The sequence below is a fragment of the Achromobacter sp. DMS1 genome, from assembly GCF_001270295.1.
The window spans coordinates 1-15443 of sequence record NZ_LHSJ01000137.1 but is presented as its reverse complement, the minus strand read 5'-3'; the positions used below and the strand labels follow the sequence as shown (position 1 = coordinate 15443).

Below are 15443 nucleotides of genomic sequence, written 5' to 3'. Positions count from 1 at the left end.
CCGGCCGCGCACAACGTCACCAGCCTGGACGCCGCCACGCGCGAGCGGCTGGGCCTGCAACAGGCGCCGGTGCGCAGGTACGTGGGCGCCATGTGCACTTCCGGGGCGGATCTGGTGATGTAGCGACCGGCCGCAGGCGCCGTCCGCGCGGCGCGATGTCGAACCTGGGTTCTATACGGGAAGCGAGATGACTGAGCACTCCGACCTCACCAAGCTCTTCTTCGGTCGCCTGACCTGGGAAGCGATTCCGTACCACGAGCCTATACTGCTGGCCACTTTCGCCGCCGTGGCGCTGGGCGGGCTGGCGCTGCTGGGCGCCATCACCTATTACGGCAAGTGGGGCTACCTGTGGCGGGAGTGGTTCACCAGCATCGACCACAAGAAGATCGGCATCATGTACATGGTGCTGGGCATCGTGATGCTGCTGCGGGGCTTCGCCGACGCCATCATGATGCGGCTGCAGCAGGCCATCGCCTTCGGCGATTCGCTGGGCTACCTGCCGCCGCATCACTACGACCAGATCTTCACCGCGCACGGCGTCATCATGATCTTCTTCGTGGCCATGCCGCTGGTCACCGGGCTCATGAACTACATCGTGCCGCTGCAGATCGGCGCGCGCGACGTGGCCTTCCCCTTCCTGAACAATTTCAGCTTCTGGATGACCACCGGCGGCGCCGTTCTGGTGATGATGTCGCTCTTCGTGGGCGAATTCGCGCGCACCGGGTGGCTGGCCTATCCCCCGCTGTCCGGCATTCTGCACAGTCCCGACGTGGGGGTCGATTACTACATATGGGCCTTGCAGATCGCGGGGGTGGGCACGCTGCTGTCGGGCGTCAACCTCATGGTCACCATCGTGAAGATGCGCGCGCCCGGCATGACGCTGATGCGCATGCCCGTGTTTACCTGGACCGCGCTGTGCACCAACGTGCTCATCGTGGCCGCCTTCCCCGTGCTGACGGCGGTGCTGGCGCTGCTCTCCATGGACCGCTACGTGGGCACCAATTTCTTTACGGCGGACTTCGGCGGCAACGCCATGATGTACGTGAACCTGATCTGGATCTGGGGCCACCCCGAGGTGTACATCCTGATCCTGCCGGCCTTCGGCGTATTCTCGGAGGTGGTGTCCACCTACTGCGGCAAGCGGCTCTTCGGCTATGCGTCCATGGTGTACGCGTCGGTGGTGATCACGGTGCTGTCGTACCTGGTGTGGCTGCACCACTTCTTCACCATGGGCTCGGGCGCCAGCGTGAACTCGTTCTTCGGGATCACGACGATGATCATCTCCATTCCCACGGGTGCGAAGATCTTCAACTGGCTGTTCACCATGTACCGCGGCCGCATCCGCTTCGAGGTGCCCATGCTCTGGACGGTGGGCTTCATGGTCACCTTCGTGATCGGCGGCATGACGGGCGTGCTGCTGGCCGTGCCGCCCGCCGACTTCGCGCTGCACAACAGCCTGTTCCTGATCGCGCACTTCCATAACGTCATCATCGGCGGCGTGCTGTTCGGCCTGATGGCGGGCATCACCTACTGGTTCCCCAAAGCCTTCGGCTACAAGCTCGATCCGTTCTGGGGCAAGTGCTCGTTCTGGTTCTGGCTGGTGGGTTTCTACGTGGCCTTCATGCCACTGTACGTGCTGGGGCTCATGGGCGTGACGCGCCGCCTCAGCCATTTCGAGGACGCCTCGCTGCAGATCTGGTTCCAGATCGCGGCGGTGGGCGCGGGCCTGATCGCCATCGGCATCGCGTGCTTCCTGATCCAGCTCGTGGTGAGCTACCGGCGCCGCCATGAACTGCGCGACGTCACCGGCGACCCCTGGAACGGCCGCACGCTGGAATGGTCCACCTCGTCGCCGCCGCCCGCCTACAACTTCGCCTTCACCCCGCGGGTGCACGACCTGGACGCCTGGTGGCAGATGAAGCAATGCGGCTACCAGCGGCCGCAGCAGGGCTTCATTCCCATCCACATGCCCAAGAACACCTGGGCCGGCATCGTGCTGGCCGCCATCAGCGTGGTGATGGGCTTCGCGCTGATCTGGCACATGTGGCCGCTGGCGGCGGTTTCGTTCGCCGCGCTGATCCTGGTTTCCATCGTCCATACCTTCAACTACCAGCGCGACTACTACGTGCCGGCCGAGGAAGTCGTCCGTTGCGAAGCCGCCCGAACCCAGCTCCTGAGCAAACATGTCTGATACCTACGCGCCCCCTCTCACCGGCGGCCAGACGCCGCCGCAGCCGCTGAGTTTCCACGTCGAAGGCGAGCACCACCCGCAGAACGGAACCCTGCTGGGCTTCTGGGTGTACCTGATGAGCGACTGTCTCGTCTTCGCCTGCCTGTTCGCCACTTACGGCGTGCTGGGGCGCAGCTACGCGGCGGGCCCGTCCGGGGCCGACCTGTTCGACCTGCCGCTGGTGGCGGTGAACACCTCGCTGCTGCTGCTCTCGTCCATCACCTACGGCTTCGCCATGCTCGAAATGCGCCGCAACCGGATCGGCGCGACGCAGGGCTGGCTGGCGGTCACGGGCCTGCTGGGCGCGGGCTTCCTGGGCCTGGAGCTCTACGAGTTCGCTCACCTCATCCATGAGGGCGCGGGGCCGCAGCGCAGCGCGTTCCTGTCGTCGTTTTTCACGCTGGTCGGCACCCACGGCCTGCACGTCACCTTCGGCATCGTGTGGCTGGTGACGATGATGGTCCAGGTGCAGCTGCACGGCCTGATCCCGGCCAACCGCCGGCGCCTGATGTGCCTGTCGCTGTTCTGGCACTTCCTGGACCTGATCTGGGTGGGCGTGTTCACCTTCGTCTATCTCATGGGAGTGCTGCCATGACCGTACGCACCGATCACATGGCCAACCTGAGCCAGGCCCACGGCATGCAGCACGCGGCAGATCACGGCCATGGCGGCCACGGCGGCCATGACGGGCACGGCGAGGACGACGGCCCGCACGGCACCTTCAAGGGCTACGTCACGGGCTTCGTGCTGGCGGCCATCCTGACCGCCATACCGTTCTGGCTGGTGATGAACCGCGTGTTCGACAGCTCGCGCGTGACCGCGCTGGTGATCCTCGCCTTCGCGGTGGTGCAGATCGTGGTACATATTGTGTATTTCCTGCACCTGGACGCCAAGTCCGAGAGCGGCTGGAATATGCTCGCGCTGATCTTCACGCTGGTGCTCGTTGTGATTACCCTCAGCGGCTCCATCTGGATCATGTACCACCTCAACTCCAACATGATGCCCGCGTCGATACACGACATGCGGAATATGCCTTGACCGCAGCAACCGAGAAGTCCCCGGGCGGCGCACCGCGCGCGCCCCGCACCGCGCCCGGCTGCTCGTTCTGGCCGTGATCGCGGCCGTCCTGTTTACCGGCTTTTGCGCCCTGGGCACCTGGCAGGTGCACCGGCTGGCCTGGAAGAAGCGCATGATCTCCTCATCGCTGCGGCCCTGCGCGAGCTGGTCTCGGATGATCCGGCGCATGTCGCGCGCCAGCGGCGCGTTCGATTCGGCCAGGGTCTGGTTCTGGCACACCATGCAACGCAGGCCGTGCGCGAGCCGGTCGGCCCGTTCGCGCAGCGCGGCGTCGGCCGGCGCGCCGGGGGCCGCGGGCGCGGGCGAGGGGCCGAACAGCGCCAGGCAGAGCAGCAGGGCGGGCCAGGTTTTCATCGCAGCGCCTCTATTATCGGCAGCAGGCGCTTTTCCCAGATGCCGGGCGTGATGACGCCGAGCTGCTTGTAGCGGATGCGGCCGTTGCCGTCGATGAGAAAGGTTTCCGGCACGCCATACACGCCGTACTCGATGCCGACCCGGCCGTCGGTGTCGCTGGCCGAGGCGCGGTAGGGGTTGCCGTTGCGCCGCAGCCATTCGGCCGCGGCCCGGGGGTCGTCCTTGTAGTTCAGGCCGTAGATGGGAATGCCGGCGCGCTGGCCGAGGTCGCGCAGCACGGGCAGTTCCTGGCGGCAGGGTTCGCACCACGAGGCCCATACATTGAGCAGCCACACCTGTCCGCGCAGGGACTGCACCTCCAGCCGCTGTTCCGGGGCCTGCAGCAAGGGCAGCCCGATGGGCGGGGCGGGGTGGTCGATGAGCGCGGAGGGCACCACGCGCGGATCGCGCGCGAGGCCCATGCCCAGCAGCAGCGCCAGGCCCAGAACACGGCCAGGGGCAGCAGGGTGCGGCGCATCAGCCGCCCTCCCGCGCCGAGGCCGGCAGCGAGGCCGGGCGCAGGCGCTGCGATGCGTCGCCGCGCGGGCCTGCCGGTAGCGCCGGTCGGCGGCGGCCAGCCACGCCGCCCGCGGCCATCAACAGGCAGCCGCCCCAGATCCAGGCCATGAAAGGCTTGACCTGGATGCGCACGGTCCAGGCTTGCGCGCCCACCGGCTCGCCCAGCGCCACGAACAGGTCGGGCACGTGAAGCCGCTGTCGATGCCGGCCTGGCTGAGCGCCATGTTCTGCACCGTGTAGAGGCGTTTCTCGGGGTAGAGCGTGACCGCCGGCCGCCGTCGCGCGTGACGCGGAACACGGCGCGCTGGGCGCTGTAGTTGGGGCCGGCGGCCGGCCCCACGCTTTCGAAGAGATAGCGGTAGCCGCCGGCCTGCGCGCTTGCGCCGATTTCCAGCTTGAGTTCCTGCCGGTCCTCGTAGCCGTTGGCGAGCGTGACGCCGGCGATGAACACGCCCACCCCCGCATGGGCCAGCAGCATGCCGTACCAGGCGCGCGGCTGGCGGCGCAGCCGCAGCGCCCAGCGTCCGTCGCCGTCGGTGAGCCGTTGCCAGGCATGCGTCCAGGCGCTGGCGACGGACCACGCCGCCAGCCACNGCAGCGGCAACGCCATGGCGCAGCCGGGCGACCTGGCCGGCATCGTGGAAAACGTGCCGGTGCCCGCCGAGGGGCTGGAACTGAAGGCAGGCCCCGCCGAAGGCGCGGGCGCGCGCTAGGGCCGCCGGGAAACGCCCGCAGCTCTGCGCCGCGGCCTTGCCGGGTCCGTTTCCCGGGCCTGCCGAGGCCCGCCCGGGCCGGCTCAGACGCCGGTCAGCGCCTCGCGCCAGCGCCGGCGTTTTTCTTCGTAAGGCATGGCCGCATGCGCCGGACTGGTGGACGGCAGCACCACGAATTCCAGGGCCTGCGCCCGCGGCGGCAACGCGGGCCGCACATGCCGCGCGAAAAGCGCCGCCGCCTTGACTCCGTTGAAGCAGATGCGCCGTATGCCGGCATGCGCCGCCAGAAACGCCGGAAAATCATTGGGCGCCAGGCCCTCGCGGCGGATGTCGGCGTCCAGGCTGCCGGGGCGCACGCAGCCGGCAAGCACGTCCCACAACGCCACGCCGGCCGCCCGCAGCGCCCGCAGCCGGGCGTCGTAATGCAGCGCGGCATCGAAGCCCAGCGCGTCCGCCGCGATGGGCCAGAACGCATTGCGCGGATGCGCGTAGTACTGCGCGCGCCGCAGCGACGCGACCCCGGGCATGGACCCCAGCACCAGGATCCGCGCATCCGGCGCGGCCACGGGAGCGAAGCCCTGGACCGCGCCGCGGGAGGGCGGCGCGTCCACCCCTACGCCGCCAGCCGGCTTTCGATGCGGGCCTTGGCTTCGGGCAGGTCTTCGGGCAGCCGCTGGGCGAGCTGGCCGAAGAGTTCTTCGTGCAGCGCCAGTTCGCGGCGCCAGGCGTCGGCGTCGACGGACATGATCTGCTCGAACTTGTCGGGGCTGAATTCCAGCCCGGTCCAGTCGATGTCGCCATAGCGCGGCGACACGCCGAAGACCTGGTCCACGCCCTGGGCCTCGCCGTCGATGCGGCCCAGCATCCAGCGCAGCACGCGCATGTTCTCGCCGAAGCCCGGCCATACGAACTTGCCGTCGGGCCCCTTGCGGAACCAGTTCACGCAGTAGATGCGGGGCAGCGTGGCGCCGGCGTCTTCGAGCTGGCGGCCCAGCTTGAGCCAATGCGCGAAGTAGTCGCTCATGTTGTAGCCGCAGAACGGCAGCATGGCGAACGGATCGCGCCGCACCACGCCCTGCTGCCCCGCGGCGGCGGCGGTGGTTTCGGAGCCCATGGTGGCGGCCATGTAGACGCCCTCGACCCAGTTGCGCGCCTCGGTGACGAGCGGAACCGTGGTGGAGCGCCGTCCGCCGAAGATGAAGGCGTCGATGACCACGCCTTCCGGGTTCTCCCATTCGGGGTCGATGGAGGGGCACTGCGAGGCCGGCGCCGTGAAGCGCGCATTGGGATGCGCGGCCTTGCGTCCGGTTTCGCGCGCGATGGCGGGCGTCCAGTCTTGGCCCTGCCAGTCGGTGAGATGGGCGGGCGGCGTGTCGGTCATGCCTTCCCACCAGACGTCGCCGTCGTCGGTGAGCGCCACGTTGGTGAAGATGACGTTGGCCTTGAGCGTGGCCATGGCGTTGAAGTTGGTCTGCTCGCTGGTGCCCGGGGCCACGCCGAAATAGCCGGCCTCGGGGTTGATGGCGCGCAGGCGGCCGTCGGCGCTGGGCTTGATCCAGGCGATGTCGTCGCCGATGGTGGTGACTTTCCAGCCGTCCATGCCCTGCGGCGGGATCAGCATGGCGAAGTTGGTCTTGCCGCAGGCGGACGGAAAGGCGGCGGCCACGTGGTACTTGCGGCCCTTGGGCGAGGTCACGCCCAGGATGAGCATGTGCTCGGCCAGCCAGCCCTGGTCGCGTCCCATGGTGGAGGCGATGCGCAGCGCGAAGCATTTCTTGCCCAGCAGCGCGTTGCCGCCATAGCCCGAGCCGTAGCTCCAGATTTCGCGGGTCTGGGGAAAATGCACGATGTACTTGGTGGGGTTGCAGGGCCAGGGCACGTCCGCCTCGCCCGGTTCGAGCGGCCTGCCCACCGAATGCACGCAGGGCACGAACTCGCCGTCCGTGCCCAGCACTTCGTAGACCTGCTTGCCCATGCGCGTCATGATGCGCATATTGGCAACCACATAGGGGCTGTCGGACAGCTCCACGCCGATGTGGGCGATGTCCGAACCCAGCGGTCCCATGGAGAACGGCACCACGTACATGGTGCGGCCGCGCATGGCGCCGTCGAACAGCCCGTTGAGCGTGTCGCGCATTTCGGCCGGGTCGGACCAGTTGTTCGTGGGTCCGGCATCTTCGGGACGGTCGGAACAGATGAACGTACGGTCTTCGACGCGGGCCACGTCCGAGGGATCGGACCAGGCCAGATAGGAATTCGGCCGCTTGGCGGGGTTGAGCCTGCGCAGCGTGCCGGCCTCGACCATTTCCTGGCACAGCCGGTCGTACTCCTGCTGCGAACCGTCGCACCATACGACGCGATCGGGCTTGGCCAGGGCGGCGATGCGGGCAACCCAGTCGACCAGACCGCGGTGCCGCACCCAGGCGGGCACGTTCAAGGCTGCCAGTCCCCCATCCAAAGGCTTATTCATCGGACCTGTCTCCATACAAAGAATAGGGATGATGCGGCCCCCAACCGGAGGCGGCCGCATCGTGTGTGAGGCCATCATACCGGCAGCGCAGGGCTGCCCGTCAACCCATCCTTATGGGGGAGTTTGTCACGGGTTGAGACGGCCCCGCGGGGGCGTGCGCGCCGTCAGCCCTGGCCGGCGCTGGCATCGCGCAGCGCCTTGCGGATGATCTTTCCGGTGGCCGTGGTGGGCAAACTGGTTACAAACCGGATGAGGCGCGGATACTCGTGCGCCGCCAGCCGGGTGCGCACGTGATCCTGCAGCGCGCGGGCCAGCTCGTCGCTGCCCTCGTAGCCGTCGTTGAGCACGACGAAGGCGGCCACGATCTCCGTGCGCTGCGCATCCGGCATGCCCACCACCGCGGCCATCCGCACCGCCGGATGCGAAATGAGGCAGTCTTCGATCGGCGCCGGGCCGATGCGGTAGCCCGCGCTGGTGATCACGTCGTCCTTGCGGCCCACGAAGCGGATGAACCCGTCGGCGTCGCGCACGCCCTGGTCGCCGGTCAGCAGGTACTCGCCCGCGAACTTTTCCCGGGTGGCCTCGGGGTTGTTCCAGTATCCGAGGAACATGACCGGATCGGGCCGCAGCACGCCGATGTTGCCCTCTTCGCCGTCGGGCAGGAGGCGGCCCGCGTCGTCCACGATGTCCACGCGGTGGCCGGGCACCGCGCGGCCGATGGAGCCGATGCGCGGCTCGAACAGCGACGAGCACGAAGACACCAGCATGTTGCACTCGGTCTGCCCGTAGAACTCGTTGATGGTCACGCCCAGCACGCGCCGCCCCCAGTCGATGAGTTCCGCGCCCAGCGACTCGCCGCCGCTGGCCACCGAGCGCAGGCCGAGGCTGCCGGCCGCCGGCGCGCCGAAGCGCGCATCATCTTCAGGGCCGTGGGCGGCAGGAAGGTGTGGGTGACGCCATGGCGCGCCATCAGGTCGAAGGCGGACTCGCCGTCGAACTTCTCGAAGCGCCGCGCCAGCACCGGCACGCCGTGGTGCCAGGACGGCAGCAGCACGTCCAGCAAGCCGCCGATCCATGCCCAGTCGGCGGGCGTCCACATGAGGCGGGCGTGCTCGGGAAAGAACTCGTGCGACATCTCCACCCCCGGCAGGTGGCCGAGCAGCACGCGGTGCGCGTGCAGCGCGCCCTTGGGCTTGCCCGTGGTGCCCGAGGTGTAGATGATGACGGCCGGGTCGTCGGCCGCGGTGTCGACGGCGGTGTAATCGCCGCTTTCGGCGGCCAGCGCGTCGTGGAACGACAGCGCCTGGCCGCCGGCAACCGGCCCGTCCACGCAGTACACCACCTTGAGGTCGGGCAGGCTGTCGCGGATCTGCGCCAGCCGGCGCACGCCCTCGGCGTCCGTCACCAGCGCGGCCGCGCCGCTGTTCTGCAGCCGGTACTGAATGGCGTCCACGCCGAACAGGGTGAAGAGCGGCACGGCCACCGCGCCCATCTTGTAGACGGCGATGTGCGTCACGGCGGTTTCGGGGGCCTGCGGCAGGTACACCGCCACCCGGTCGCCGCGCCGCACGCCGTTGCGCTCCAGGCTGCGGGCCAGGCGATTGGACTGCTCGTGGATGTCGTCGAAACTGTAGCGCGCCTGGGAACCGTCGCTCTTCTCGTAGATGAGGGCCAGCCGTCCGCTGCCGTCGGCCCATTTGGCGCAGACGTCCACGCCGATGTTGTACCGTTGCGGAACCTCCCAACGGAATCCGGAAACCAGGGTTGTGTAGGATTGCGCTCTGGACAGCATGATCTTGTCTCGTATCGTCGTTATGAAAAATCAGCGGAAGGCCGGCTTGCCGCCATGGACGCCGCAGTCCAATAATAAGCCCCGCCTTTCCCGCACCGATGCATCCACGCATGGAAAAATCCGCCGCCCCGCCGCCCCGCACCCCGATGCGCCGCGCGCCCGCCAGCGCCAAGTCCGAGCAGCGCATCCGCGACATCCTGCGCACCGCCCGCCAGGTATTCGCCGAAGCCGGCTTCCAGGCCGGCACCACCACCGAGATCGCGCAGCGGCTGGGCGTGTCCGAAGCCACCATCTTCACGTACTTCGGCGGCAAGCGCGAACTCTGCGTGCGCGTCATCAGCGACTGGTACGACGAGATCATCGCCAAGGTCGAAGACGACCTGCCGCGTGTGCAGGGCACGCGCGCCCGGCTGCGCTACCTGGTGCACGCCCACTTGCGCCACCTGCTGGCGGAGGGGCCGGGCCTGTGCGCGTTCATCCTGTCGGAAGGCCGCGCGCGCGACGACGAATTCGCCGACATCTACGCCCAGCTGCAGCGGCGCTACACCGCCCCGCTCATGCGCATCCTGGCCCAGGGCCAGGCCGAAGGGCAGATCCGCCGCGACATGCCCCTGCGGCTGCTGCGCTCGTCGGTGTACGGCCCCATGGAGCACGTGCTCTGGGACGCGATCCTGCGCGAGCGGCGCGTGGACGTGGCGGCCACGGCCGACCAGCTCACCGATTTCCTCTGGCAGGCCCTGCAGCCGCCGCCGCGCGACACGCTCGCGCTGGCGCGCTTTCGCGCCGACGTCGAAGAAGCGCTGCACCGCTTTCATGCCTCCGAGAACAGCGACGGCGGCGCATACTGAGGAAACCCGTCGAAAGTCTCGCCGCGCTCGGCCGGGGCCAGCGTCCATGAATGGCGCGCGTTGGGCACGCCGCCGTCGACGCGCATCACCGTGCCGTTGATGAAGGCCGACGCGGGCGACAGCAGAAACACCACGGCCGCCGCCACCTCGGCTTCGGTGCCGAAGCGCGACAGCGGCACCTTGTCGCGCAGCCCGCGCAGCACGGCCCGGTAGTCCTCGTCGTAGCTGTCCATGCCGCTGGAGGCGATCCAGCCCGGCGCCACGGCGTTCACCCGCACGCCGGCGTGCGCCCATTCGCAGGCGGCCGTCTCGGTGAGATTCCAGACGCCCGCGCGCGCCGCCCCGGAATGCCCCATGCCCGGCATGCCGCCCCAGATGTCGGCCAGCATGTTCACGATGGCGCCGCCGTGCCCGCGCATGTATTGCGTGTACACCTCGCGCGACATCAGGAACGTGCCGTGCAGGTTGTTGCGCACCACCGCGTCGAAGCCGTTGTGGCTGATGCGCTCCAGGGGCGCGGGAAACTGCCCGCCGGCGCAGTTGAAAAGGCCGTGGAGCGCGCCGTGGCGTTGCAGCGCCGCGCCCACCGTGGCGCGCACGCCCGCCTCGTCGCGGATGTCGCAGGCATGCACGCTGAGGCGGCCGGCCGCCTCGGGATAGATGCCGGCGATCTCGTCGCGCACCGCCTGCAGCTTCTCGGACTTGCGGCCCACCAGCGCCAGGCCGGCGCCCAGCGATGCCAGCTCGTGCGCCGTGCAGCGGCCCAGGCCGCTGCCGCCGCCCGTCACGAGGACGGTGCGCCCCTCGAACAGCCCGGGCCGGAATACCGAGGCGTAGCGCGCGCCCGGGCGCGCGCCGGATCCGCATCCCTGCTCATGTCTCGCTCCTTTGTTTTTTTGAGGATAACTCAATATTTGACCCGGAGACGCCTTTGAACGAACATCGGGTTTCCCCTTCCCCCTTATCATCCGGGAACGGAGAGTTGAGACAAATTCAAAACGGAGACCCGCGATGCGCCCCAACCCGCCCCTGATCGTCGTGCGCGAAGGCCCGGTGGCCCGGCTGACCCTGAACCGCCCCGACGTGCGCAACGCCTTCGACGAAACCCTCATCGCCGCGCTGACGCAGGCCGTGCGGCAAGCGGCCGACGACGAAGCCGTCCGCGTGCTGCTGCTGACCGGCGCGGGCAAGGCGTTCTGCGCCGGCGGCGACCTGAACTGGATGCGCCAGATGGGCTCGCTCACCCCCCAGCAGAACCGCGAAGACGCGGTGCGCCTGGCCGACATGCTGCACGCGGTGTGGTCCTGCCCCAAGCCGGTCGTGGCCGCCGTCAACGGCGACGCCTATGCGGGCGGCATGGGGCTGGCGGCGGCCTGCGACATCGCCATCGCGGCCGACTCGGCCCACTTCTGCCTCTCCGAAGCCAGGCTGGGGCTGCTGCCGGCCACCATCAGCCCCTACGTGCTGCGCGCGATCGGCGAACGCGCGGCGTCGCGCTATTTCCTGACGGCCGAGCGCTTCGACGCCGGCACCGCGCTGCGCCTGGGGCTGGTCCACGAAACCTGTCCGGCCGAGGCCCTGGCCGAGCGCGCCGAGGCGTGTGCCGCGCCCTGTGCGGCAACGGCCCGCAGGCGGTGCGCGCCAGCAAGCGGCTGCTGCGCGACGTGGCCGGCCGCGCGATCGACGGCGCCCTCATCGCCGATACCGTGGAGCGCATCGCGGCCATCCGCGAATCGGCCGAGGCGCGCGAAGGCGTGAGCGCCTTCCTGGAAAAGCGCCGGCCGGCCTGGACCGCCGCGCCCGGCGCGGCGCCGCGGTAGCGGAGCGGCCTGCCGCCGCATGCCATAATCGGCGGCGATTTTTCAGGAAGTGCCATGCCCCACGTTTTTCCCCCGCTGGACGCGGACCGCCTCTGGGCGCGCGTCGAAACCCTGTCCCGCTACACGCTGCCCGGGCAGCCCTGGACCCGCCGCGCCTTCACGCCGCTGTTCGACGAGGCGCGCCTGTGGCTGCGGCGCGAGTTCGAGGCCGCCGGCCTGCGGACGCGGCTGGACGCCGGCGGCAACCTGGTGGGCACGCTGCCCGGCCGGGACGGTCGCCGCAAGCCCATTAGCACCGGCTCGCACAGCGACACCGTAATGAGCGGCGGCCGCTACGACGGCATCATCGGCGTGCTGGCGGGCATCGAGGTGGCCCATGCGCTGCGCGATCACGGCGTGCAGCTCGCGCACGATTTCGAGGTCATCGATTTTCTCTCCGAGGAGCCCAGCGACTACGGCATTTCCTGTGTCGGCAGCCGCGCGCTCGCCGGCCAGCTCTCGGCCGACATGCTGCAGGCCCGCAACCCCGAGGGCGAGACGCTGGCCGCGGGCATCGCCCGCATCGGCGGCGACCCCTCCGCCCTCTCCGCGCCGCTGCGCGGTCCGGACGGCACCGCGGCCTTCGTGGAACTGCACATCGAGCAGGGCCCCGTGCTGGAATCGCGCGACCTGCCCATCGGCGTCGTGACCAACATCGTGGGCATCCGCCGGGTGCAGATCACGGTGCGCGGGCAGCCCGACCACGCCGGCACCACGCCCATGGACATCCGCCGCGACGCCCTGGTGGGCGCGGCGCGCGTCATCGAGGCGGCGCACCGCCGCGCCAGCCTGGCCAGCGGCAATCCGCATTACGTGGTGGCCACCGTGGGCAGGCTGGCGCTCACGCCCAACGCCGCCAATGCCGTGCCTGGCCGGGTGGAAATGACGCTGGAAGTGCGCAGCGACAGCGACGCGCTGCTGGAGGCGTTTCCGGAAGCGGTCATGGCCGAGGTGGCGCAGGATCTGCGCGCCCTGCGGCTGGAGGCGGACATGGCGCCCCTGAGCCGCGCCCGGCCCACCGATTGCGCGCCCCTGGTCATGGATGCGGTGCAGGCCGCGGCCGACCGCCTGGGCTACGCGTCCATGCGGCTGCCCAGCGGCGCCGGCCACGACGCCGTCTACATGGCGAGCACCGGCCCCGTGGGCATGATCTTCATTCCCTGCCTGGACGGCCGCAGCCACTGCCCCGAAGAGGCGATCACGCCACAGCAATTGCTGGACGGGACCCGCGTGCTGTATGAAACCGTGCTGGAACTGGACCGCCGCCTGGCCGGCGCCTGACCCTGCGAGGCCGCATGGAAGAAATCGAACTCAACGACGGCAACGCCGACCGCTATCTGCTGGACGCGCCCGGCCTGTCGCTGCTGGTGTTTTACAGCCGCACCTGCGGCAACTGCCGCATCGCGCGCGAACAGCTGCCGCGCCTGGAGCTGCCGGTGCAGCGCCTGTGCTGGGTGGACGCCGGCGAAAACGGCGGCCTGGTCGAGCGCTACGAGGTCTTTCACCTGCCCGCCATGTACGCCGTGCGCGACGGCGCCTTCTACGGTCCGGTGCAGGCCGCGCTGGCCGAATGGGATTTGCGCCGGCAGATCGGCCTGGCGCTGGACAGCTATCCGGCGGAGCTGCCCTGATGGCCGCGCCCCTGGCCCGCCCGGCCCGCCTGCCCCTGGACGCGCTGGCCGCCAGCGCCATGCTGGCGCTGTGCGTCTGCTGGGGGTTCCAGCAGATCGCCATCAAGCTGGTGGCCGCCGATGTGTCGCCCATCATGCAGATCGGCCTGCGCTCGGCCTTCGCCGCGCTGGTGCTGGCGTGCGTGGTGTGGCGCGCCGAAGGCTGGCGCGCCCTGTCCGACGGCACGCTGGGCGCGGGCCTGGCGGTGGGCGCGCTGTTCGCGGCCGAATTCGTCTTCGTGGCGCTGGGGCTGAACCTCACCACCGCCTCGCACATGTCGGTGTTCCTCTATACCGCGCCCGTCTTCGCCGCGCTGGGGCTGCACGCGCTCCTGCCCGAAGAACGCATGAAGCCCCTGCAGTGGGCGGGCGTGGCCGTGGCCTTCGGCGGCATCGCCATCGCGTTCCTGGGCAGGGGCGGCGACCCGGCCGCGTCGTCTGCCGACATGCTGCTGGGCGACGCCATGGGCCTGCTGGCCGGCCTGCTGTGGGGCTCGACCACCGTGGCCATCCGCCGCACCGCCCTGTCCGAGGCGGCGCCCGCCAAGACGCTCTTCTACCAGATGGCGCTGGCCGCGGTCGTGCTGATCGGCTATGCCGCCGCCACCGGCCAGGCGGGTTTTCGCCCGACCGCGCCGGCCGTGGCCAGCGTGGCCTTCCAGGCCGTGGCGGTCGCGTTGACCAGTTACCTGGCCTGGTTCTGGCTGCTGCGGCGGTACCTGGCTTCGCGCCTGTCGGTGCTGTCGTTCATGACGCCCATTTTCGGCGTAAGCTTCGGCGTGCTCATCCTGGACGAACCGCTGGACGCCGCCTTCGTGACCGGGGCCCTGCTGGTGCTGGCGGGCATCACGCTGGTAAGCGGCTCGGAGCTGCTGCGCGAGAAACTGCGCGCCCGCGCGCACTGATCCGCCGCGCGGCTGCCGGACGCGGCCGCAAGGCCCCGGGCGCCTTGCACGGCCCCTTTCAGCGTCAACACGCCCTAGCGCCGCGCCTTTTCTTCCTCGATCAGGCGGGCCAGGGTTGCCCGCTGGCCGCCCGCCGCGTCGAAATTGGCGGGATCCAGCCAGCGTTCGTACGCCGCGCGCAGCGCCGGCCACTCGCGGTCGATGATGGAAAACCAGGCCGTGTCGCGGCTGCGGCCCTTGTAGACCGTGGCCTGCCGGAAGACGCCTTCGTACTGGAACCCCAGCCGCGCCGCCGCCGAGCGCGACGGCGCGTTCAGCGCATCGCACTTCCATTCGTAGCGCCGGTAGCCCAGCTCGTCGAAGGCCCGCCGCATCAGCAAATACTGGGCCTCGGTGGCCGCGCGGGTGCGCTTGAGCGCCGGCGAATACGAGACGAAACCCACCTCGATGGAGCCGGCCGCCGGGTCTGCCCGCATCAGCGCCAGCGAGCCCAGGGCACGGCCGGTGGACAGTTCGATCACGGCATGGTGCAGCGGGTCGTCGTCGCGCTCGGCCTTTTCGGCGAAGGCGCGGTAGTCCCCTTCGCTGGCGAACGGCCCCACGCCCATGTAGGTCCAGTCGCGGCCGTCGGGCGCCTGGCTGAAGGCGCGGTATAGATCGGCCGCGTGGCGCGCGGCCGACAGCGGCTCCAGGCGGCAGTAGCGGCCCGCCGCCGGCTCGCGCGGGGGACGCGCGCGCGGCGTCCAGCCGGGCACATCCGGGCCGATGGGCTGCCGGTATTCGTTGAGGCGGACTGGGCTGACAGGAGAGTCTTTCACGTCGTTCTTCCGGTTGGCGCGCGCCTGGCGCATGCAGGCACGATAGCGAAACCGTGGCATCATAAAAAGTGCCACGACAATGATATTCGATGGAGCCATGATCTCCTCCGCCGCCCTGCTCGCCAGCCCGCTCGACCGCCGGCCGGGCG

Annotated in this window: 11 protein-coding genes and 6 pseudogenes; 9 read left to right on the top strand and 8 right to left on the bottom strand. The window is 69.7% G+C overall.

The genetic code is table 11. From position 1 onward, the window contains the following. Positions 1-187 precede the first annotated feature (187 nt). The 4 genes and pseudogenes from cyoB to AD428_RS29570 all read left to right on the top strand — a co-directional run. A complete protein-coding gene (gene cyoB / locus AD428_RS15995; protein ID WP_053245839.1) occupies positions 188-2191 on the top strand; it encodes a cytochrome o ubiquinol oxidase subunit I in 2004 nt (667 codons plus the stop codon). Then, complete coding sequence (gene cyoC, locus AD428_RS15990) at positions 2184-2825, top strand: cytochrome o ubiquinol oxidase subunit III (RefSeq protein ID WP_053245838.1); 642 nt, start codon at positions 2184-2186, stop codon at positions 2823-2825. The genes cyoB and cyoC overlap by 8 nt, the downstream gene beginning before the upstream one ends. Next, positions 2822-3268, top strand: a complete 447-nt coding sequence (gene cyoD / locus AD428_RS15985) for a cytochrome o ubiquinol oxidase subunit IV (RefSeq protein ID WP_053245837.1) — start codon at positions 2822-2824, stop codon at positions 3266-3268. The genes cyoC and cyoD overlap by 4 nt, the downstream gene beginning before the upstream one ends. A gap of 73 nt (positions 3269-3341) precedes the next feature. After that, a pseudogene (locus tag AD428_RS29570) lies at positions 3342-3401 on the top strand (hypothetical protein); the annotation flags it as partial. A 5-nt stretch (positions 3402-3406) separates the two neighbouring features. On the opposite strand, the pseudogene AD428_RS25195 reads toward AD428_RS29570, so the two are convergent. From AD428_RS25195 to AD428_RS15955, 6 genes and pseudogenes are all read right to left on the bottom strand, one after another. Beyond that, positions 3407-3661, bottom strand: a pseudogene (locus AD428_RS25195) (cytochrome c-type biogenesis protein); the annotation flags it as partial. After that, positions 3658-4178, bottom strand: a pseudogene (locus tag AD428_RS15980) (DsbE family thiol:disulfide interchange protein). The pseudogenes AD428_RS25195 and AD428_RS15980, both read right to left, overlap by 4 nt. Before the next feature lie 37 nt (positions 4179-4215). Continuing rightward, positions 4216-4812: pseudogene (locus tag AD428_RS25190) on the bottom strand (cytochrome c-type biogenesis CcmF C-terminal domain-containing protein); the annotation flags it as partial. A gap of 203 nt (positions 4813-5015) precedes the next feature. Next, the gene (locus AD428_RS15965; protein ID WP_053245834.1) at positions 5016-5543 is read right to left on the bottom strand and encodes a DNA-deoxyinosine glycosylase; all 528 of its coding nucleotides are present in this window, start codon (positions 5541-5543) and stop codon (positions 5016-5018) included. A gap of 2 nt (positions 5544-5545) precedes the next feature. Then, entirely contained in the window at positions 5546-7402 is a 1857-nt protein-coding gene (locus AD428_RS15960) for a phosphoenolpyruvate carboxykinase (GTP) (RefSeq protein WP_053245833.1), read from the bottom strand. A gap of 164 nt (positions 7403-7566) precedes the next feature. Then, positions 7567-9194 (bottom strand): annotated as a pseudogene (locus AD428_RS15955) (acyl-CoA synthetase). Between the two features lie 110 nt (positions 9195-9304). Here AD428_RS15955 and AD428_RS15950 point away from each other — a divergent pair. Beyond that, positions 9305-10042 (top strand): TetR/AcrR family transcriptional regulator, encoded by a 738-nt coding sequence (locus AD428_RS15950; RefSeq protein WP_053245832.1) that lies wholly within the window; start codon positions 9305-9307, stop codon positions 10040-10042. Here the strand turns inward: AD428_RS15950 and AD428_RS15945 are convergent. After that, the gene (locus tag AD428_RS15945) at positions 10006-10854 is read right to left on the bottom strand and encodes an SDR family oxidoreductase (RefSeq protein ID WP_053245841.1); all 849 of its coding nucleotides are present in this window, start codon (positions 10852-10854) and stop codon (positions 10006-10008) included. The two genes, AD428_RS15950 and AD428_RS15945, sit on opposite strands and share 37 nt — an antisense overlap. Before the next feature lie 199 nt (positions 10855-11053). Between AD428_RS15945 and AD428_RS15940 the strand changes: the two are divergent. The 4 genes and pseudogenes from AD428_RS15940 (at position 11054) to AD428_RS15925 (ending at position 14476) form a co-directional block, all read left to right on the top strand. Further along, positions 11054-11862: pseudogene (locus AD428_RS15940) on the top strand (enoyl-CoA hydratase/isomerase family protein). A 54-nt stretch (positions 11863-11916) separates the two neighbouring features. Further along, positions 11917-13182 carry a Zn-dependent hydrolase gene (locus AD428_RS15935; RefSeq protein ID WP_053245831.1) on the top strand — a complete coding sequence of 422 codons (1266 nt, stop codon included), beginning with the start codon at positions 11917-11919 and terminating at the stop codon, positions 13180-13182. A 14-nt stretch (positions 13183-13196) separates the two neighbouring features. Continuing rightward, on the top strand, positions 13197-13532 hold the full coding sequence (locus AD428_RS15930) for a thioredoxin family protein (protein ID WP_053245830.1): 336 nt from the start codon (positions 13197-13199) through the stop codon (positions 13530-13532). Then, entirely contained in the window at positions 13532-14476 is a 945-nt protein-coding gene (locus tag AD428_RS15925) for a DMT family transporter (protein ID WP_053245829.1), read from the top strand. Before AD428_RS15930 ends, AD428_RS15925 begins: the two co-directional genes overlap by 1 nt. A gap of 74 nt (positions 14477-14550) precedes the next feature. On the opposite strand, the gene AD428_RS15920 is transcribed toward AD428_RS15925, so the two are convergent. Beyond that, the gene (locus AD428_RS15920; RefSeq protein WP_053245840.1) at positions 14551-15294 is read right to left on the bottom strand and encodes a GNAT family N-acetyltransferase; all 744 of its coding nucleotides are present in this window, start codon (positions 15292-15294) and stop codon (positions 14551-14553) included. Positions 15295-15443 lie beyond the last annotated feature (149 nt).

Excerpts from the sequence above, each read along its gene's own strand:
- cyoB (WP_053245839.1), top strand. The coding sequence starts at position 188 with ATGACTGAGCACTCCGACCTCACCAAGCTCTTCTTCGGTCGCCTGACC.
- cyoC (WP_053245838.1), top strand. The coding sequence starts at position 2,184 with ATGTCTGATACCTACGCGCCCCCTCTCACCGGCGGCCAGACGCCGCCG.
- cyoD (WP_053245837.1), top strand. The coding sequence starts at position 2,822 with ATGACCGTACGCACCGATCACATGGCCAACCTGAGCCAGGCCCACGGC.
- AD428_RS15960 (WP_053245833.1), bottom strand. The coding sequence starts at position 7,402 with ATGAATAAGCCTTTGGATGGGGGACTGGCAGCCTTGAACGTGCCCGCC.
- AD428_RS15950 (WP_053245832.1), top strand. The coding sequence starts at position 9,305 with ATGGAAAAATCCGCCGCCCCGCCGCCCCGCACCCCGATGCGCCGCGCG.
- AD428_RS15935 (WP_053245831.1), top strand. The coding sequence starts at position 11,917 with ATGCCCCACGTTTTTCCCCCGCTGGACGCGGACCGCCTCTGGGCGCGC.
- AD428_RS15930 (WP_053245830.1), top strand. The coding sequence starts at position 13,197 with ATGGAAGAAATCGAACTCAACGACGGCAACGCCGACCGCTATCTGCTG.
- AD428_RS15925 (WP_053245829.1), top strand. The coding sequence starts at position 13,532 with ATGGCCGCGCCCCTGGCCCGCCCGGCCCGCCTGCCCCTGGACGCGCTG.